The organism is Sulfitobacter sp. R86518, assembly GCF_042466275.1.
Classification (GTDB): domain Bacteria; phylum Pseudomonadota; class Alphaproteobacteria; order Rhodobacterales; family Rhodobacteraceae; genus Sulfitobacter; species Sulfitobacter pontiacus.
Window position 1 is genome coordinate 66,125 of sequence record NZ_JAXHCA010000010.1, and the last position, 20,495, is coordinate 86,619.

Genomic DNA, 20,495 nt, shown 5'->3' on the forward strand with positions numbered 1-20,495 from the left:
GATGCAGCACGCCGGGGCGGGTTTTGCAATGCCGTTAGGGAAACATTGGCGGTGAAAAAAAATTGACGGATGGAAACGTATCCCGCACACTCAACCATGACGAAAGTGGTGGGTAGTTTTGGCGGATGGTTCTCATAAAACTCTAGGATTGCAGCTAAATGTCATCGGGCCGTTCGATTTGCGGCGCACCGATGGGTCACGTGTCACCATCACCTCGAAGAAGGCGCGCGCTGTGCTGGCGATGTTGGCCGTCGCCCCCGGTGGCAGGCGCGAAAGACGTTGGTTGCAATACAAGCTATGGAGCGAACGCGGAGAGCGTGAGGGTGCGGCCAGTCTGCGCCAGACGCTGTCTGCCCTGCGCCGTGCGCTTGCCCCGATGGGCGATGTGCTGGAGGCGGATCGCACCACGGTCACGCTGTCGCTGAGCGAGGTCGCGGTAGATGCGCTTGAGCTTTCGTCGGTGGCGCAGCGGTTGCCGGGGCAGGCGGAGTTTCTTGAAGGGCTTGATATCAGGGACCCTGAATTCGACAACTGGCTGCGCGAGCAACGCGCTTTCTGGTCCCGCCAGCTAGAGACCTCGCAGGGCGGTCCCGACCCGTCAGAGGTTGACTTCGCCCCGCCGCTGGATGTGCCTTGTGTGACACTCATGCCCTTTGCCAGTGCCGAGCCGCTGACCCCTCAGGCGCAAGAGCTGGCAGAGCAGGTGTTGGACCAGCTGGCGCGGCATCGTTGGATCAGCTTTATGGATTGGGCCGTGCACAGTGGCCGCAGCGCCGCCGGTGCCGCGCGGCCTGCGACGGCGAATTATGTGGTGACCGGCCAGTTGCGCCAGAGCGGCGGGCGGTTGGTTTTGATGGTGGAGCTGACGCATCTGACCACGGGGCAATCGGTGAAACGCGCGCAATTTACCGCGCCGCTGGCCGATGCTGCCGATATCGGGGCGGGGTTTGCCGCCGTCGCGCGGGATATGGCGATTGAGGTGGCGGGGAATTTCAGCTGTGCCTTGGCGCAATCCTACGAACAGCGGTCCCAGTCGCGGCCGGCACAAAGTGACGAGGCGCTGGTGTGGCAGGGGCGTTGGCATATCAACCGTCTCACGGCCGAGGATTTCGAGAAGGCGCAGGCGATCTTCGAGGATATCATCGCGCGCAACCCCGGTCATATAGAGGCCCATGTCTATCTTGCGCTGACCACGCTGTGGCGAGTCTGGACCTGCCGCGCCGATCCACGTGACATCAAGCTGGCGCGGCGACAGGCGCAAAAGGCGATCAAGCTGGATGTGTCGGACGGGCGGGGCTATTGGATCGCGGGCTGTGCGGAATGTTGGCTGGGCAACAAGACGGCCGCTGTGCATTACACGGACGAGGCGATCCGGCTGTGCCCCTCGCTGGCCTTTGCCCATGACCAGCGCGGTACGAATCTGGCCTATGATGGCAACCCCTTGGCGGCGCTGGAGGCGCTGGAACATGCGATCCGCCTGTCGCCCCACCACCCGCAGCGCTTTTGTTTCGAGGGGGAGACAGCCCTTGCCGCGCTGCTGGCCGGGGATCTGTCGGTCGCATTGCAGCACGCGGATCACGCCTTGTTGCTGCGCCCTGCCTATTGGTACGCCCATATGATCAAGGTCCTGGCGCTGCACCGCATGGGCCGCCCCGACGCCGTGGCGCGTGCCAAGCGCGAGTTGTACGAGTTCGAGCCCCGTTTCAACCGCAGCTATATCAACTGGCTTCCCTTTTCGGACCGGTCGCTGAACGCGCGTATGATTGAAGAGATGTTCTAGGTACGGCGCGCCGGCTGGTGACCCCCGGGGGGGCCTTTGCAGAAGGCATCCGACGCATGACGAAATATGCAGACAACTACGCTGGTATCCGGCAAGCGCAGGCGGAGGAGCGGGCGCATCCCTCTGATCTGGGAACGCGGCATTTCACGCTTGATGCGCTGAACGGCAGTTGGGTCGCACAGCTGCAAAGCCGGATCACGCAAGGGCTGATGAAACATGGCGGGCTGCGCCTGATGCAGCGGATTGCGCCGGTGGTGCGGTTGGGGCCGTATCACTTTGTCACGCGCCATGCCGATATCGTGGCGGCATTGCATCGGCCCGATGTTTTCGGCGTGCCCTTTGGCCCCGAGATGGAAGAGATGGCAGGCCCGCCGGTTTTTGCTTTGGGCGATGATGCACAGACCCATGCCGCGCAGATGGCGATTTTGCGCGACCCTTGGGCGGCGATTGATCCGGTGACCCATGTGCGCCCTGTGGTGCGCCGCGTAACCGAAGCCTTGCTGGAGGATAGCGGCGGGCAGATCGACATGGCGCGCGATGTCTTTATGCGCGTCACGGCAGAGGCCTGTCTGAAGACCTTTGGCATCGCGGCCCCGAGCGCGGAAAACTTTGCCGCGTTTTCAGCGGCCTGTTCCTCGCTGATCTTTGCCGACCCCTCGGGCACGCCTGCGGTGCGTCGGCAGGCGATGATCGGGGCCAAGCGCATCTGCGATCTGCTGGATGCCAGTATCGACGCCTATGCCAATCTGTCCGCCGACGAACGGGCGGACCCCGCACAGGCTGGGTTCTTGCAAGGGTTGATGGATCAGGTCGCGCGGCAGGGCGATGGCGGACCGGTTTGGGAGCAGTCGGACAAAGACACCGTGCGGGTGATCTTGTTCGGGGTGATCACCGGCTTTGTGCCTACCACCGCGCTTGCGGCGGGCAAGATACTCGACCAGATGCGCCGCAAGCCGGACCAGTTCCATCAGGCGCTGCGCTGTGCCGCGCGGGCCGAAGCCACCCCCGATGACCCGCAGGCCCGCTTGGCCCTGCGCGACATATTGTTCGAGATCGCCCGCTTTAACCCGTCGCTTTTTCCCGGCCAGTTCCGCCTGCGCAAAGAGGCCGGCGATACCCACGGCCTGCCCGAGGCGCTGCGGCGGATCAAACCCGGTGCCGTGGTCATTCTGGCAACAGCGCAAGCCCTGCATGATCCGCGGGTGGTGAAACACCCCAACCGCTTCATGCCCGGCGAAGGGTTCCTGGCCAAGGACGGCACCGCGCTGCCGGATCTGTCCTTTGGGTTGGGGATGCATCACTGTCTGGGGCACGAGATGGCGCATGAGATCATCACCGAGGCATTCCAGATCATCCTGTCGCGCCCCGGCATCGCCTTTCTGCCCGAGCGGCCAAAGTTCTATGGCCCCTATCTGGGCCGCTTGCGGATGCGGTTCGACATGGTGGAAGGCCACGCGGCACAGTCGACGATCGTGGCGCCTGTGCCCTTGAAAGAGGGGGTGGATATAGAGGCGCTCCGCGCGGTCTTGGCGGGGTTGCAGGAGGAGACATCGGATTTGAAGCAGGGGCTTGAGGGCACGGGGATCGTGCATCTTGCAAGCCTCAATCTGGTCAATCTGGGGGCCGAGACGCGGCTTGATGCGCGGCCCACCCATCTGCTGGCAGAGTTCAACACCGATGGCATGCCGCGGGACGCGCTGGCGCGGCTGGCGCAACGGATCGACGCGCCCTGTTCGACAGTGTTGCCGTTTCTGAAAGATGCGCAGGGCGGGTTTATCGCGGCAGTGCGCGCGCATCTGCTGCACCCCGATACCAAGCCCTGGGGCACCATCGGGGTGAACTTCAACGGCACCGAACATATGCCCGTGCGCCAGATCGAGGAGGAGAAAAACCTCTATGACTGGGCCGAGGCGCAGGTGCGACAGCGCGCAGCCGAGGGCACTACGGACCCTGCCGATCTGGTCGCCGATATCCGCAGACAGATGCAGGAGGACCCTGCGAAAGCGGCGCTGCTGTACCGTCCATCCCATCGCTATCCGCGATTCTCGCGGCACAAGGATTTCCCCTTCTCAGGGTTTATCGCGAAATATGCGGGGCTGGGGCTGAAGCCCTTGGCGGTCTTTGCGCTGCTGGCGTTGGTGCTGCCTGTGGGGCTGGTCGCCTTTGGTCTTGTCAGTCTGTTGCAGGCGGCGGATGTCTATGTCTCGCTGTGGATGGTGCCGCTGTTGCTTGCGCTCACGGTGGCGGGCGGGGTGCTGGCATGGTTGCGGCGGGTCGAGACGCGCGAGACGCCGGATGACCGCTATGCGCCCCATGATCACGTCGCCGCCGTGCAAGCGATGGAGGATCTGCCCGGCTATGCGCAGAACCACATCACCTCGGTCAGTGCCTTGAAGCCCGGCCTGCTGCGGCGGCTGACCACGGCGCTGGCGTTCCACATCATCAAATATATGAAAATCCTGTGGTTCCGCCCCGGCTTTGTCACCGATTTCGCCACGATCCATTATGCGCGCTGGTATTGCCCCAAAGGCAGTCAAAAGCTGATCTTTCAGGGCAATTACGACGGCAGCTGGGAAAGCTACCTAGAGGATTTCATCACCAAGGTGCACCGTGGGCAGACGATGGCGTGGAACAACTGCGTGGGGTTTCCGCGCAGCCGGTGGTTTTTTCTGGATGGGGCACAGGACGGCGACAGGTTCAAACGCTGGGTGCGGCGCCAGCAGGTGCAGACGCAGGTCTGGTACAGCCGCTTTCCGCAGCTGACCACAGGGATGATGCGCACCAATGCGCTGGTGCGCGACGGGCTGGCGCGGGCGCTGACCCATGACGAATATCGCGCATGGGCCACCTTGTTCTACACCGCGCCGCGCCCCGCCGATGCGATCGAGACGGACCAGGTGCAGACCTTGTTGTTCAACGGGCTGGGGCGGCATCCGTTGATGACGGCGCGGGTGCTGCGCTTTGACACGGGGCAGGGGGGCAAACGCCTGATCGCGCAATTGCTGCAAGAGGCGCGCAATGCCGAGACCCCCGGTGCGCCCTGGGATGCGCGGCTGAGCTTTGGCGACGCCTATCCCGATTATCCGGCGCATTTCATTGCCCTGTCCTCTGGCGGGCTGTCGCTGCTGGGGTTTCCCGACACGCCCCACGACGGGCGCGCGACGTTGCCCCATGCCTTTGCCAGCGGCATGGCGGCACGGGCGCGGGTGTTGGGCGATGCGGGCACGCCCGCCGATCCCGCCCGCTGGCGGTGGAGCGACGGCGCCGCGCACGCTTTGCTGCTGTCCTATGCCCGCGATCCTTCGGAGCAGGCGGCGACCGACGACACGCTGACCGTGATGTTCGAACAATATGGCATCGCGGTGGACAGTATCGTGCGGGCGGATCTACAACGCCGCGGCTTGGCCCATAGCGACGGGTTCGGCACGCGTGACGGTATCTCGCAGCCGATCATGCGCCACACCCAGGCCTTTGCCAAAGGCAAGGCCGCGCCGGATGATGTGGTCGGCGCGGGGGAGTTCATCTTGGGGTATCCCGATTCCCGGGGCTACCTGCCGCTGGCGATCACCGTGCCCGCCGATACGCCGGCGGCGCAGGGTCTGTCGGCGGTCGAGCGGCCGGTGACGGATCTGGTGCCGCGCTTTGGGCGGCTGCATCTGGGGGACCAGCGTGATTTTGGCCGCGGCGGGAGCTTTCTGGCGGTGCGGCAGATCTTGCACAATGACAAGGCTTTGAAGGATTTTGTGGCGGCCAAGGCGCGCGGGCTTGAGGCGCGACATCTGCCGCAAAAGGGCATCGCGGATGCGATCCGCGAGGATATGCAGGCCGACATCAGGATCCGGCAGGGCGACCGCATGCCCGGCGACAAGGATATCGTGCTGGGGGATATGCAGCGCGGGCAGATGGATCAGTCGCCCTATGGCGATGTGCCTATGGGGCCGGATGCACGGCAGATCTGGATGGAGCAATGGATCACCGCCAAGATCATCGGTCGGTGGGCCGACGGCAGTTCACTGGCGCGCAACCCGTCGGTGTCGCGCAGCCTGCGCAACCGTGCGCGCTATCACGCGGTCGTGCGTCGCTATGTCGGGCTGCGCCTCAAGGCATTGCAGGCCGCCACGGACCAGCGCCCTGCAACCGACGGCCATCTTGTTGCGCTGCAGCAGTTCCTTGACCGGACACGCACGCCAAGGGGAAGCGGCCGTTTGGGCGTGCATGGCGGGCTGAGCATGGATGAGACGATCTGGACGGCGCAGGGCTGGGCCGCGTTCAACGATGCCTTGTCAGAGCTGGAGCATGAGGTCGGCCCGCTTGACATACCGCGCGATCTGCTGCGGCCGGTGATCCCCGACAATGATTTCCGCCATGGCGAGGACGACCCCTTGGGGCTGTATTGCCCGATCGGGTCGCATATCCGCCGTGCCAATCCGCGCGACAGTTTCCGCCCCGGTCACGAGATCACTTTGCAGATCAACAACCGCCATCGGCTGTTGCGGCGGGGCCGGACCTATAGCAGCGCGTTTGACACGCCGCAGGACGCAGGCTTGGTCGACGCGGGCTGGGTGCGGCGCGATACCGAAACTGTACCGCCGGTTGAGCAAGAGGAAGGCACCTTCTTTATGTGCTTTAACGCCAATATCGAACGGCAGTTCGAGTTCGTGCAGCAGACCTGGATCAACGCAGACGGGTTCCACGGCGGGCGGCATGGGCCGGACCCTTTGATCACGCCGAAACAGAAGGGTGATACGTTCATTATTCCGGGGTCGGAGGAGTCGCTGGCGCTGGATATGTGCCCGATGTCCCGCGCGGAAGGGGAGGGGGTCGCACAGCCTGCGCCGGTGGATTTCACCCGAACGGTGGCGGGGGGGTACTTCTTTATGCCAAGCAAACAGGCGCTGGCATATCTGTCGCAACTATAGGTTAGGCCCCTGAGCGTTTAGCGACGAAAAACCGCCTGATGCATTCTTTTTTCACGATTTTTTCACGGAGCGCTGCGCAAAAATTTACGGTACGTTTACGGTCGATTTTTAACCTTTCTTAACCTGCTGCGATTTCGGCAGGCACCCGCCCGCTTGGGGCTATTTAGAAAGGGCATTGAAATGAAACTTTACATGCAATTGATGACAACGACCGCGCTGGCGCTGAGCGTCGCGGCCTGCGGGTCATCGAACGGGGTCGACAAGGTGATTGATGTGACAGACATCACCGAAGAGGCGCAGGCCAAACGGACCTTTGCGACAGACGAGGACGGTGATCCGGTCGATGCCGGTGCGGCCATTGCGTCAGGCAAGACACTGACCGCGCGCGCCGTGGGCGTCGCCTTGCAGAACCTGAACTATCACACCGGGGAAACCAGCACGACGACTGATGTCACCGCGTCGATCAAGCGCAATGATGATGGCGCGCTGACCGTGACCATCGACGGCGAAGAGCTGGCGTTCACCCCTGCCGACGTGAATGGCGAAGGTGACGGCTACGAGGTCGAGGTGGATGGGAAATTCGCGGGCGTCTACAACTATAATGGTCCGGTTGAAGATCTGCTGACGGCGGGCAACGGCTTTGCCCAGGTGGTGCAGATTTTCCGGTCGTCCGAGAACGCCGAAGGTCACGTCTCCGGCGACAGTACCTTTGCGATCTTTGGCACCGAGACGGCGGATGAAGATTTGAAAGATCTGCCAAAGGCCGAATATACGGGCCGGTCGCGGATCAATGTTGTGCCAAACAGCGGCTTCGAATCGAACAGCGAAAGCCGGTACAAGGTGCGTAGCGAGATCGCGATGACGGCAGACTTTGGCGCCGGCGAGATCTGGGGCACCATCGGGAACACCACCATCGAAGACCCCGAAGACGGTGAACGTGACGCCGTTGAAGGGACCATCGCGATGGATAAAACCACGTTCGACAACAATGGTTTTGCCGGGACGTTGACGGCAGATGCGGACTTCATCAGCGATATCGACGTCAATAGTGCCGAGGGGACGTACTCCGGTGCGTTCTATGGGCCAAATGCCGAACAGGTTGCCGGTGCGCTGACATTTGGTATCGGCGCTGACGACGGGTCGCTGAACGGGAACGGCTACTTCTCGGCCGACAAAGTCGACTAAGGTCGACGACAACGGGATAGAGAAGCGTCGATCAAATTACGGGTCCCGCTTCTCTGGGCGTGGGCATGACCTCAAGCCATGCCTGCGTCTCCCCATTATTTCATGTGGGAGACGCAGTGCAGAGTTCAGGTTTCACGCCGATTTAACTGCTTGAGGGTTAATCCATGAAACATTTGCTTTTTGCCGCCCTGATGGGCGTTCTTTTGGCGTGCCAATCGCCCGGACAGGCGCAGGCCGCGACGCCACAGGACTATCTGGAACAGGGAAACTATGACGCCGCGCGGGCCAGTCTGGCGCAGTTGGTCAAGGGGGATCCGAACGGGCCCTTGCATCAGGCCTATCTGGAAGGTCAAATCCTGATGCGCCAGAACCAGCCTGCGGCGGCGGTTGATCTGTTTCGCGATCTGGTGCGCATCGCGCCCGATTATGAACCGGCAAGACGAGAGCTGACCCTGCTGCTGGCCTATCGCGGTGACGTGACCGCTGCGCGCTATCATGCGGAACGGTTGGTCGCGGAAACCGCCGACGAACAGCTGCGCGCCGGATTGCAGACCTTTATCCTGAACAATAGCTCGCGCAAGCCCGGCGGCTTTGCCCTGCGGTTCGCGCTGTTGCCGTCGTCGAACCAGACCCGCGGCAGTGCCGAGCAGGAGATCCTGATTGGCGGGGTGCCGTTCACGCTGAACCCTGCGTCGCGCGCGTCTTCCGGGGTGGGGCTGGCGATTGGCGGCACCGCGTGGCGGCGCTGGCAGTGGAATGAAAGATGGTCCGGCGTGGGCACGGCCAGTCTGGATGCGAAATTCTACGATTCCGCGCTGAACACGGAAACCACGGCCGTCGCACGGTTCGATGTCATTCGTGGCGGGCAGCGGGGGCGGTTCTCATTCGGGCCGATTGCCGAGCTGAGCTTTTCTGATTCAGACATCGTGCGACGACGGTGGGGGGCGGAGCTGCGCGGCACCTATCAGCTGCGTCCGCGTGATCTGGTGTCGGGTGCGCTGCGGTTTGATCGGCAGACCTATGACCAAAGCCCGTTTCGGGACGGGCACCGGATGCGGGCCTCTGTCTCGTACCAACATCGGCTGACGCCGACGCTCGGGCTATCCTTTGGCCTGTCGCAGCTACGCGAAACGACACAGCGCGCGCATCTGGATCACCATGAAACCGGCGTGTCGATGGGGATCGACAAACAGTGGAAATCGGGCCTCTCGACCGGCGTGATACTGGCATACGAACAGGACAGATACGACGGCATCTTCCCCGGCACCACGACCCCGCGCGAGGATGACACCACCAGCCTCACCTTCACCGTGCAGCACAACAAGGTGCAGATCGGGAAATATGTGCCGCGCATCACCTATACCTACACGCGGGCGAAATCGAATGTGGCGTTGTTCGACTATGACAGCCACGACATCGGGGTGAGTCTCTCGCTCAAGTTCTGACGTGGGGCGGGCAGCCTGATGGGGTGCCCGTTCCTGCAAACACCAAAGAGACGGCCCGAATATCCCGACAAAACACAGGTTTGCGGGCCATTCGGGCATGCCCTTGCCGTAAAACTTTCATAAATTTGGATTAATTCGCCTGCCTTACCTTGCGGCGCCTCGATCCGAGGTGCAGAAAGACGCCATCTACGCGGTGGTCTGCAAAGCAAGGGAGACACGTATGAAAGACTGGAACGCTTTGGCGAGCGCGCTGTATGACGGCAGCTTTCGGCCCATGTTCATCAACGGTAAATGGTGTCCGGCCCAATCGGGCGCAGAGATGGATGCGCGCAATCCGGCGAACGGGTCTTTGCTGGCGACCGTACCGCAGGGGGGCGCGGCGGATATTGATGCCGCAGTGAAAGCAGCTCGCGCGGCGTTCGAGGGACCTTGGGCCAAGTTCACCCCGTTCGAGCGTCAGGCGTTGCTGCTGCGCATCGCCGACAAGTTCGAGGCAGAATGGGAACGCCTGTGTCTGTCGGACACGTTGGATATGGGGATGCCGATCCAGCGCACGCTGGCCAATAGCCGTCGCGTGTTGGGGATGTTGCGGTTCTATGCGGGGCAGGCGGTGATGATCCATGGCCAGACGATCCCGAACTCCTTCCCCGGCGAGATTTATTCATCCACCGTGCGTGAACCCGTGGGCGTGGTCGGGGCGATCATCCCGTGGAACGCGCCAATCGCCGGTTCCGTCTGGAAGATCGCGCCCGCGCTGGCGACCGGCTGCACCGTGGTGTTGAAACCGTCCGAGGAGGCGTCGCTGACCGTGCTGATGATCGCGCGGTTGATGCAAGAAGCGGGGCTGCCCGACGGGGTGTTGAATGTGGTGACCGGAATGGGGGCCGATGCCGGTGCCGCGCTGGCGGCGCATCCGGATGTGGACAAGATCGTGTTCACCGGCTCAACCGCCACCGGTCAGGCGATTGCCCGCGCGGCAACGGGCACGTTGAAACGCGTCTCGCTTGAGCTGGGGGGTAAATCGCCGGTCATCGTTTGTAAGGATGCGGATATCGACAAGGCGGTGCCGGTCGCGGCCATGTCGGTCTTTGCCAATTCGGGTCAGATTTGCATCGCCGGATCGCGGTTGTTTGTGGCGCGCGAGATCCATGATGAATTCACCCGTCGTGTGGCGGAGTTTGCCGCAGGGCTGAAGATCGGGCAGGGGATTGACGAGGGCACGGACATCGGGCCCATCATCTCGGCCCGTCAGGCCGAACGGATCGCCGGCTTCCTGTCGGATGGTCCGGCCGAGGGCGCAACGGTTCTGACCGGCGGGCAACGCGCCGAAGGGGCGGCGCTGGAGGGCGGGCATTTCATCCAGCCCACCGTTTTTGGCGGCGTCACCGACGACATGCGCATCGCCCGCGAAGAGATCTTCGGCCCCGTGATTTCCGCGCTGCCGTTCGATGATCTGGACGAGGTCGTGACCCGCGCCAATGACACGCCCTATGGGCTGGCTGCTGGTGTATTCTCGACCAATCTGGGGACGGCGCACAAGCTGGCACATCGGCTGAAAGCAGGGTCCGTCTGGGTGAATATGTATCACGCCATTGATCCAGCGGTGCCATTTGGCGGGGTCAAGATGTCGGGTTATGGCCGCGAAGGCGGGACCGAGCATCTGGAAGAATATCTGGACACCAAAGCGATCTGGATCAACGCGGATTAAACCGCGCTGCGGGACAAAGGGAGGAACGCGATGAAAGTTGGCATTATCGGTGTCGGTCTGATGGGCCACGGCATTGCGCGGAACGTCTTACGCAAGGGCAAGTTCGAACTGGGCTTTCTGGATCACCCCGGCAACCAGCCGGTAGACGAGATTACTGGCCTTGGCGCGGTGGCCTATGACACGCCTGCCGCGCTGGCGGCGGTGAGTGATGTGATCATACTCTGCGTCACCGGATCGCCTCAGGTGGAGGCGATTGTCACCGGCGATCACGGGCTGGTGTCGGCGTTGAAACCCGGTGCGGTGGTTGTCGATTGTTCGACCGCGCTGCCCGACAGCACCCTGCGTATGGGCGACGCGGTGCAGGCCGCGGGCGGGGCCTATCTGGATGCGCCGATGACGCGCACGGCGAAACACGCCCATGACGGGGCGTTGAACCTGTTGGTGGGGGGTGACGCGGCGGTGCTGGAAAAGGTCCGGCCCGTGCTGGCAAGCTTTACCGATACGGTCGACCACGTCGGTGCGCTTGGCCACGGGCACCGGTTAAAGCTGCTGCATAACTATGTGTCGGTCGGGTTCATGACCCTGCTGGCCGAGGCCGCAGCGCAGGCCGCCGATGCAAAGATCGATCCGCAGGTCTTTGTGGATGTTCTGGCCGGTGGCGGCGGGGCCAGTGTCGCGCTGGACCGCCTTGCCCCCTATATCACGCAAGGTGACCGCGAAGGGCTGCCCTTTTTCGTCAGCAATGCACAAAAAGACATCGACTATTACCGTGCCATGTCGACCGCATCGGGGGCGCAACAGACCGTCGCCGATAACGTCTCTGCCGCGCTCGCCCGAACGGTCGAGGCGGGGCATGGTCAGGCCTATGTGCCCGAGCTGGTAAAGTTGTTCCGGAAATCCGCGCAGGGCTAAACCAGCGTTGCGCGGTGCCACGAGGGCTGCATCTTGTCAGCTTTGGTGGGTTTAGATAGCACATCCACAAGGTTACTGGGAGGTTACCATGAAATTCAATCTGACACATTTTGCGGCCGCAAGCGCCTTTGTCGCGCTGGCGGGTGCTGCCGCCGCGCAGACCGAGATCAAGATCGGCTATGCTCTGGCCCCCGACAGCCACTACGGCGTCGCGGCGCAGAAATTCGAAGAGGTCGTGCTGGCGGAAACGGGCGACCAGTTCAGCTTCAAGCATTTCCCGTCTTCGGGTCTGGGCGGCGAACGCGAAGTGATCGAGGGGCTGCAACTGGGCACCATCGAGGCAACAATCGTATCCTCGGGTACGCTGGCGAACTTCGTCCCCTCCACCGGTGTTTTTGACATTCCGTTCCTGTTCAGCGGGTTGGACCACGCCCGCGCAGTGCTGGACGGGCCCATCGGTCAGGAAATTCTGGGCGAGTTCGACACTGTCGGCCTGCACGGTCTGGCCTGGGGCGAACAGGGCTTTCGCCACATCACCAACAACCGCAATGCGATCCACACGCCTGCCGATGTCGAAGGGCTGAAGATCCGCACGATGGAAAACCCCGTGCACCTCGCGGCATTCGACGCCATGGGAGCCGCCCCCACGCCGATGGCTTGGCCCGAGGTGATTTCGTCGTTGCAGCAAGGTGTGATCGACGGTCAGGAAAACCCGCTGTCGGTGATCGTTTCGGTCAAGCTGAACGAAGTTCAGAAATATCTGACCCTGTCGGGCCACGTCTATTCGCCCGCGATGCTGCTGGTGTCCAAACCTTTCTGGGATGGGCTTGACGATGATCAGAAAGCCGCGATGGAAAAAGCCGCAACTGAAGCGGCTGCCGCGATGCGGGGCTATGTCGACAATGTGGAAACCTCGGGTGTGGAAACGCTGAAAGAGCGTGGCATGGAAGTGAACGCCCTGTCCGCCGAAGAGAAAGCCGCGTTTCAGGCGTCGATCAAATCGGCCTATGAAGGCTACTATGACACCTACGGCCAAGAGCTGGTCGACTCGATCGTAAACTTCGAGTGAGCAATACCGCCGGCATCCAAGGGGTGCCGGCGACATCGGGCGAGGGGAAGCCGTGAAAAGACTGGAAACCATTTTCGTGGCGTTGAACGGTTGGGCGCTGATCCTCATGCTTTCGGCAATGACGCTGGTCGTCGGTGCCAATATCACCCTGCGCTATGTGACCGCCCATTCGCTGCCTTGGGCGGATGAGGCGGCGCGCTATCTGATGATCTGGATGACCTTTGGCGGCGCGGGTCTTGTGCTGCGCACCGGCGGGCATGTCGCGATCACCAACCTACAGGATGCACTGCCCAGCATGGGGCAAAAGCTGCTGCGGGCGGGGATTGCCTTGGGGCTTTTGGTCTTTTTCGGTTTCATGGTCTACGTCGGCATCCAATATGCGCAGCGCATGCAGTATCAGGTCACACCCGCACTGCGGATGCCCTTCCTGTATGTCTACGCCGCGATGCCGGTCGGGTTTGCGCTGCTGATCGCCCACCTGCTGCTGATTGCGCGCCCCTTCATCATGGCGGGGGATTATAAACGTATGGATGGTGCCACCGCCGACCCACTGCCCGGAGGCGCAAATGGCTGAGATCCTTTTTCCCGCGCTTTTCGTCCTGCTCGCCCTTGGTCTGCCCGTGGCCTTTGCCATGGCGATATCCGTCTTTGTCGCGCTGAGCTTCGGGTCGTCCTACCCCAACCTCGTTGTGGTGAAAGAGATGTTCTCGGGCCTTGATAGTTTCCCGCTGCTGGCGGTGCCGTTCTTTATCCTCGCGGCGGAGATCATGACCGGCGGGGCGGTGACCCTTGCGATGCTGCGCTTGGCACAATCGCTGGTGGGACATCTGAAAGGCGGGTTGGGTCATGCGAATGTCGTCAGCTCTGCCATGTTCGCGGGGATCTCCGGCTCGGCGCTGGCCGATGCTGCGGGGCCGGGGACGATGATGATCCGCATGATGGAGAAGGGCGGCTATGGCCGTGCCTATGCCGGAGCGCTCACCATCTCGAGCTCGGTCGTGGGGCCGATTATCCCGCCGTCGATCACGATGATTATTTATGCCATGCAGGACCAGCAGGTATCGGTCGGGTCGCTGTTCATGGCGGGTGTGCTGCCGGGTATCCTGATCACCGCAGCGGTGCTGCTGGCCAATGCGCGGGTCAGCCACAAACGCGGCTATGCCAGCGGCGCGCCGATGCCCCCCTTGGCCGAGATCGCGCGGATCGCGCTTTACGCGCTGCCCGCGCTGATGCTGGTGGTGCTGATCGTCGGCGGTATCCGTTTTGGTGTGTTCACCCCGACCGAGGCGTCGGTGATCGCGGTCTTCTATGCGCTGTTCGTCGGCATGTTCATTTACCGGTCGCTGCGGGTCGCGGATCTGCCCGCGATCATCCTGCGCGCGGCCTTGGTGTCGGGGGCGGTGCTGTTGATCCTTGGCGCGGCGCGGGCCTTTGCCTGGGTGTTGATCATCGAAGGCGTGCCGCAGTTTCTGGCAGAGACGATCATTGCCTGGGATCTGTCGCCGATTGTCTTTTTGCTGGCGGTGAATGCGCTTTTGCTGGTCTTTGGCCTGTTCATGGACCCGCTGCCCGGGGTGATGATCCTTGTGCCGATCCTTGCGCCGATCAGCTTTGCGCTTGGGATCGACCCGGATCATTTCGCGATTATCGTGATTGTGAACCTGACCCTTGGTCTGACCACACCGCCGGTGGGAAGCCTGATTTTTGTCGTCTCGTCGGCGGTGAACATCAAGCCATCGGCCCTGATCAAGGAAATGCCACCGTTCTTTATCGCACTGATGGGGGCGTTGCTGTTGATCACCTTTATCCCTGCGCTGTCCACGTGGTTGCCGACGCTCAGCGGGTTCTAGGGGAAACTGTCCTTTGATATCGGGTTGTTTGCCAAGGATAAAACCCAATTTAACCGTGCCTTAAGCAAAATAAACTTTCCCAGATTCGTGAAGTGTGGTCATGTTGGGGAAAAAGTTGGGCAGGCAATGACAATAACTTATGCAGCAGCGCGCAATGCGCCGATGTTGGCGTTGGAAGATGAACGTGTCCTGTTAAAGGATTGGCAGGTCAGCAAAGATAAGTTCGCGCTTGAATCCTTGGTGCTGTCCCATGCGCGTATCGTGTTCTACTGGGCGCGCAAGCTCAGCGATGATCAGGCCGAACGCGAAGACCTGATTTCCGAAGGGATACTGGGGCTGATCCACGCCGCCGATCTGTTTGATCTGGATCGAGACGTGCGGTTTTCGACCTATGCGAAATGGTGGGTCAAGAACGCTACGATGACCGCCCGCAACCACCTGCGCGCCATTGTCGAGACTCCGGCGGGCGTGCAGAAAACGGTGCAGCATTCCATTGACGATGATGATAGCTTTGCGCTGCTGGCGTCGGAAGACCCCAACCCCGAAGAGGCCGTGATCGCGCAGTCGTCGCAAACCCTGATCCGCGCGCGATTGCTTGAGGCGATGGAACGGCTTCAACCGATGGACCGCGAGGTGCTGCGGGCGCGGACCTTGCAGCAGCCCCCCGAAAGCATTCAGGATCTTGCCACGCGGATGGAGGTCACCCCCGCCAAGCTGCGCCAGATCGAACGCCGCGCGATGTCACGGTTAAAGTATGAGCTCGCGGCGCGTGGCGTCATGACAAGCAAGATGCATTGAGATGAATGTCGCTCTATCCGCATTGATGACGGGGCAGGCTGGCGTGAAAACCGGCAAGGGCTCCAGCGCCGTGCCCGAAGGGTTCGCCGCGCTGATGGGGACCGTCGCAATTGGCGAGGCAGGTGCTGCGGTGCCGCCCTTCACCCTCGACCCCGATGGTGAGCCTATTCTGCTAGGTAGTGACGATACCACCTCCGAAGGGATGGCAGATGTGCTGGGGCTTTCCCTGACCACAGAGCAAGCGGGCGATCCGACGGCCCTGTCGATGGAGGCATCCTTCACCGGTCTGATGTCGGCCGCCCAACCGACGGGCGAGGGGGCTACCGCTCAAGGAACTGGGCAAGTAACCACCGCAACCACGGTCAGCGCCCCCGCAGTCGCTGTGCCACAGACGTTCGTGCAAGGTGTCGCGGGCGACGCAGACCCCCAGTTGCCATTGGCCGCTGACGCTGTAGCGGCCAACGTGACGCAGGCCGCTGTTAAGGTCGCGCCCGAAACGGCTGCACCTGCGGCGCGATCCCCTGTCGAGGCGAAAGCCGATGTCAAAATCGCGGCGCCCGCACCGCAAACCTCTGCTGTGCCGCAGCCCGTTGCTGCCACCGCGACAGCAGTAGCGGCACAGCAACCGATCGCTGCCACGGCAGAGGTTCAAACCGTTGCGCAAACGCAGGGGGCGGCGGGGGTACAACCTGTCCCTAAGCCGCAGGTTAGTGACAAGGTTTCGACCCCGCCGCGTGCAACACCCCAAGCCGCGGCCGCTGTTGAGGGAACCGCCCCGCCAGAACCATCAATCGACGCGGATACGCCCGTCGCGCCCTTGCGACAGGCCGCTTTCGGGGCGGAGCAGCCGACCTTCTTGAACGCAGGTCAGAATGGCGCAGCCGCACCGGGCAAAGCGCCCGTTGATGTCACCGCGACCTTCCGGCCCGCCGAGGTGGTTCAGGCGCAGCCCGTGGAAAGCAACGCGCTGATCCTCGCCGACCAAGCAAGCGATCTGAAAGCCGCCGCGCCAAGTGCCGAGACGCAGGCCAAACCTGCGCCGAAACCCTTTGCCGATGCGCTGATCTCGCAAGTGAAGGCCGTCGAGGCGAAAGAGGGCCGCACCTCGGTCAGCTTGCATCCGCGCGGGTTGGGGCAAATCGAGATCGAGGTCGTCACCGACAAGGACAGCGGTACCCGCGTTGTGGTCCGTGTCGAGAACCCTGCCGTGCTGCAAACGCTGCGCGATGAACGCCAGCTTTTGGCGCAGGGGCTCGGGTTTACCGACGCGGGCAGCTTTGAATTCCAGCAGGGGTTCTCGGACGAGGGTGCGCGCGATCAACAACGCTCTACCGCGGGGTTCGGTGGGGGCATTGATGACGGCGTAGGCCCCGTGACCGCTGGCGTTCAGCACAAAAATGTGGTGGATGACGGACAACTTGATATTCTCACCTAAGGGGGTGTGATCCATGCTGACAAGCCAGACACTGTTGAACAATTTCACAAGCTCAAACCAAAGCTCGGCGCAGGATTCACTGGGCCAGTTGGGCGAGGATTATACCAAGTTCCTGACGCTGCTGACCGCGCAGATCCAGAACCAGGATCCGCTTGAGCCGGTCGATAGCACGCAGTTCGTTGCACAGCTTGCGCAGTTGTCGCAGGTGGAACAAGCGGTGCAGACCAATACCCAGCTTGAGACGTTGACCAGCCAGATCAGCGGCTTGCTGAATCTGGGGGGCACCGATCTTTTGGGGCGCGATGTCACGGTGCAATCCGATGTGGTAATGCTGGAAGATGGCACGAGTTCGACCTCCTACGAGGTGGGGGCCGGCGCAGCCGAGGTCAGCGCGAAAATCTATGATCCGCTGGGGCGCAATGTGCGTACGATCAACGGTCTGTCCACGGTATCGGGCACCGCGAACCCGCTGGGGTGGGATGGCAAGGACGATTACGGCAACGCGCAATTGGCGGGGAAATACACCGTGGTGCTGACGGCGAAAGATGCCGCTGGCAACAATATCGCGATCCAGCCGTCGCGCAGTGCCCGCGTCGAAGATGTACGTTTCCGCGAGGGAGAGATCATCTTTGGACTGGACGGCGGCGAAACGGCGTCGTCGATCACCGTGAAATCGGCGAGCTGATCGGATCCGTCAGTTCCGCAGGCTGGTATTGGCGTAAAAGCTGTTCAGCCGCGCAGTGCGGACCGCCGGGAAATTAACGTAGAGCTTGCGCACGATTTGCGCGGCAAGCTCTGCTTTGCGGGCTTCTTCTTCGATCGGTTGGGCGAGGCTCAGGTCGGTTTCCGCAAGCTCGGCGATCGCTGACACGGTGGCGTCACGCAAACGGGCGCGCCCGACGGCACCGTTGATCTCGTGAAACGACGAAGCCCCCATGACATAGACATCCATGTCAAACACCAGATGCAGGATCTTGCGGCTCTGGATGATCTGCATGGTAAATTTGCCCAAGGGCATCTTGAACATCAGCTCTTGCGACGCCGCCTGATCCGAGGGGGCCGATGTCGTTGGCCGCATAAAGCGTTCCCCGACATAGCCCATGGCCCCCGCACCAATCACGCAAACGGCGATGATGATGTATTTGATCACACCCGCGTCCCGCCTTAGTAGGGCAGGAACACTTCAAGCGCGTCCTGACCGTAGCGCGCGGTTTGCACCGTCGAAATCTGCCCGCGCCCACCATAGGTGATCCGCGCCTCGGCGATTTTGTCATAGTCGATGGTGTTCCCGACGTTGATATCGGACTGGCGGATGATGCCAGCGATGCGCAGCTCGCGCAGTTCGTTGTTCACTTTGACCTCTTGCCGTCCGGCGATCACGAAATTCCCGTTGGGTAGGGTCTGGATCACAAGGGCGGCCACGCGCAGACGTATGGTCTCGTTCCGGCGGATCGACCCTTCGCCTTCGCTGGACGAACTGCTCGACAGGCCAATCAGCTGCCCGCTGTCGGTCGAGGTGTCGAAGTTCAGGATATCGGGGTCGTCCACCCCGGTGGAGGAGGACCGGCTGCGCCCTGTGGCATTTTGCAACTGCGCGCGGTCATCGATATCGATCAGAACGGTGACCAGATCGCCCACGTCGCCGGCGCGACGGTCCTGGAACAGACGCGGTGTTGAATTGCTCCAGAGGCTGGCCTGATCCGCGCGTTTGGGCTGTTCGGGCGCTTTGGGCAGAGGCATCGGAATGCTCACGCGGTTGACCTCGCCCATGTGGTCGGGGCTCAGCGTCAGATCGCTGACCGTGGGGTTGTGGGTTTCCTGAAAATCACCACAGGCCGCCAGAAAAAGCGCCGAAGCTGCTAGCAGGCAGCCGAGCCGAGCGGGAAAACGAAGGGATGTCATTGTACGACCTCGACGACGCCTGCTGCCATCGCGATGGTCGACAGGGCCTTGTTGCTGGAAAGATTGACGACGCGCAATTCCTGACCCTTATGGGCATCATCCAGGGCACGTCCTTTGGCCGTTAGCTGCAGCCCGCCGTGGGTCAGGCGGATTTTGACCTTTTCACCGCGGCTGATGATACGGGGCGGCATGACCGAATTGCGCGGGACGGGGCGGCCGGTGACCAGCATACGACGCACCTGCTGGCCGACGAGTTGATCATATTCATTTATCGCATAGCTGCCGACCCGCTGCATCGGCATTTCGACCAGTGACACGTCCTGGGCGCGGACGATTTCATCGGGCACGATGCGCCGGTTGGGAACAGGCACGGTCAATGTCACCATCGCCAGACCCCATACGCGTTGCGGGACACCGCTGTCGGTTACCACATTTGCGATGAATTGGCCCGAGTCAGGGTCGATCCAGAACTCCTGCACGAAGTTGCCCTTCTTGATCATCCCCTCGGCCATGCGGATATCCAGCTTGGCTTTCGCGGGCAAAGTAGCCCCCAGTTCGGCGACGGCGCGTTCCTCGATCAGGTCGGTCACGGGCACGGCTTGTGCAAGCACAGGGCCCGCCACCACAAGAGCGGCGGCAAGCTGGAACAACACGAAAAGGGCAATGGCAACACGTTTCATCGGTTCAACCCGTTACTTGATCTGGTTCGTCGTGGTCATGATCTGATCGGCGGTCTCGATCGCCTTGGAGTTCATCTCGTAGGCGCGCTGTGCCGAAATCAGGTCGGTGATCTGCTGGATGATGTTGACGTTCGACTGTTCAAGATATCCCTGCCGTGTGATGCCGACGCCGGGGGTGCCGGGGACGTTCTGCACAGGCTCACCCGACGCGGCGGTCTGCTCCATCAAGTTGTCACCGACAGGTTTCAGGCCCGCTTCGTTCAGGAAGGTCGCAAAGTTCAACTGGCCCAGTTCCACCGGTTCAGGGTCGTTTTCAACATAGGCCATGACCACGCCTTCCTGGTTGATTTCGACCTGACGGGTCAGTTCGGGCACGATGATCGCGGGCTCTACCTCATAGCCGTTCAGGGTGACCAGCTGGCCTTCGGCGCTCAGTTGGAAGTTCCCGTCGCGGGTAAAGGCCTGTGTGCCATCGGGACGGTTTACAGTGAAATAGCCGCGCCCCTCGATCGCGAGGTCCAACTGGTTTTCGGTTTGCACCAAGCCGCCCTGGATGTTGTGACGGATCACGCCCGCCGCTTGCACGCCCAAGCCGATATCAGTACCTACAGGCCGCGCAGTGCCTTCTTCGGAGGTCAGAGATCCGGCGCTCGCAAAGCTTTGATAGACCAGATCCTGAAACGCGGCGCGCCCGCTTTTAAAGCCGGTGGTGTTGGCGTTGGCGATGTTGTTGGCGATGACGTCAACGTTGGTCTGTTGCGCCAACATGCCCGTGGCCGCGATCCCGAGTGCTTTCATCTTATGCTCCTTCC

The 20,495-nt window shown here is 62.0% G+C and carries 16 protein-coding genes; 12 read left to right on the plus strand and 4 right to left on the minus strand.

The window, feature by feature from the left end:
• The first annotated feature begins 148 nt into the window (after window positions 1-148).
• The 12 genes from SJY36_RS18405 (at window position 149) to SJY36_RS18460 (ending at window position 17,786) form a co-directional block, all read left to right on the plus strand.
• On the plus strand, window positions 149-1,780 hold the full coding sequence (locus SJY36_RS18405) for a hypothetical protein (protein WP_386176817.1): 1,632 nt from the start codon (window positions 149-151) through the stop codon (window positions 1,778-1,780).
• Window positions 1,781-1,836: 56 nt separating this feature from the next.
• Window positions 1,837-6,699: a cytochrome P450 gene (locus SJY36_RS18410; RefSeq protein WP_386176818.1), complete on the plus strand. Its 4,863-nt coding sequence runs from the start codon at window positions 1,837-1,839 to the stop codon at window positions 6,697-6,699.
• Window positions 6,700-6,891: 192 nt separating this feature from the next.
• Window positions 6,892-7,884 carry a transferrin-binding protein-like solute binding protein gene (locus tag SJY36_RS18415; protein ID WP_254655533.1) on the plus strand — a complete coding sequence of 331 codons (993 nt, stop codon included), beginning with the start codon at window positions 6,892-6,894 and terminating at the stop codon, window positions 7,882-7,884.
• A gap of 164 nt (window positions 7,885-8,048) precedes the next feature.
• A complete protein-coding gene (locus SJY36_RS18420) occupies window positions 8,049-9,329 on the plus strand; it encodes a surface lipoprotein assembly modifier (protein ID WP_386176819.1) in 1,281 nt (426 codons plus the stop codon).
• A 220-nt stretch (window positions 9,330-9,549) separates the two neighbouring features.
• Window positions 9,550-11,037: an aldehyde dehydrogenase family protein gene (locus SJY36_RS18425; protein WP_386176820.1), complete on the plus strand. Its 1,488-nt coding sequence runs from the start codon at window positions 9,550-9,552 to the stop codon at window positions 11,035-11,037.
• A 30-nt stretch (window positions 11,038-11,067) separates the two neighbouring features.
• Window positions 11,068-11,949 carry an NAD(P)-dependent oxidoreductase gene (locus SJY36_RS18430; protein WP_386176821.1) on the plus strand — a complete coding sequence of 294 codons (882 nt, stop codon included), beginning with the start codon at window positions 11,068-11,070 and terminating at the stop codon, window positions 11,947-11,949.
• 88 nt (window positions 11,950-12,037) lie between these two features.
• Complete coding sequence (locus SJY36_RS18435) at window positions 12,038-13,018, plus strand: TRAP transporter substrate-binding protein (RefSeq protein ID WP_005849000.1); 981 nt, start codon at window positions 12,038-12,040, stop codon at window positions 13,016-13,018.
• A gap of 52 nt (window positions 13,019-13,070) precedes the next feature.
• Entirely contained in the window at window positions 13,071-13,592 is a 522-nt protein-coding gene (locus tag SJY36_RS18440) for a TRAP transporter small permease (RefSeq protein WP_037942018.1), read from the plus strand.
• On the plus strand, window positions 13,585-14,868 hold the full coding sequence (locus SJY36_RS18445; RefSeq protein WP_005849002.1) for a TRAP transporter large permease: 1,284 nt from the start codon (window positions 13,585-13,587) through the stop codon (window positions 14,866-14,868). The genes SJY36_RS18440 and SJY36_RS18445 overlap by 8 nt, the downstream gene beginning before the upstream one ends.
• Before the next feature lie 126 nt (window positions 14,869-14,994).
• Window positions 14,995-15,666: a sigma-70 family RNA polymerase sigma factor gene (locus SJY36_RS18450; protein ID WP_005849004.1), complete on the plus strand. Its 672-nt coding sequence runs from the start codon at window positions 14,995-14,997 to the stop codon at window positions 15,664-15,666.
• Window position 15,667: 1 nt separating this feature from the next.
• A complete protein-coding gene (locus tag SJY36_RS18455) occupies window positions 15,668-17,101 on the plus strand; it encodes a flagellar hook-length control protein FliK (protein WP_386176822.1) in 1,434 nt (477 codons plus the stop codon).
• Window positions 17,102-17,114: 13 nt separating this feature from the next.
• Entirely contained in the window at window positions 17,115-17,786 is a 672-nt protein-coding gene (locus SJY36_RS18460) for a flagellar hook assembly protein FlgD (RefSeq protein ID WP_386176823.1), read from the plus strand.
• 9 nt (window positions 17,787-17,795) lie between these two features.
• Here the strand turns inward: SJY36_RS18460 and SJY36_RS18465 are convergent, their stop codons facing one another.
• From SJY36_RS18465 to flgG, 4 genes are read right to left on the minus strand one after another with little or no spacing between them, the layout of a single operon-like run.
• Window positions 17,796-18,251 (minus strand): hypothetical protein, encoded by a 456-nt coding sequence (locus SJY36_RS18465; protein ID WP_037942022.1) that lies wholly within the window; start codon window positions 18,249-18,251, stop codon window positions 17,796-17,798.
• Between the two features lie 14 nt (window positions 18,252-18,265).
• Window positions 18,266-19,003, minus strand: a complete 738-nt coding sequence (locus SJY36_RS18470; RefSeq protein WP_005849010.1) for a flagellar basal body L-ring protein FlgH — start codon at window positions 19,001-19,003, stop codon at window positions 18,266-18,268.
• Window positions 19,000-19,683: a flagellar basal body P-ring formation chaperone FlgA gene (gene flgA, locus SJY36_RS18475; RefSeq protein ID WP_064216618.1), complete on the minus strand. Its 684-nt coding sequence runs from the start codon at window positions 19,681-19,683 to the stop codon at window positions 19,000-19,002. The genes SJY36_RS18470 and flgA overlap by 4 nt, the downstream gene beginning before the upstream one ends.
• A 12-nt stretch (window positions 19,684-19,695) precedes the next feature.
• Complete coding sequence (gene flgG, locus SJY36_RS18480; RefSeq protein WP_074636879.1) at window positions 19,696-20,481, minus strand: flagellar basal-body rod protein FlgG; 786 nt, start codon at window positions 20,479-20,481, stop codon at window positions 19,696-19,698.
• Window positions 20,482-20,495 lie beyond the last annotated feature (14 nt).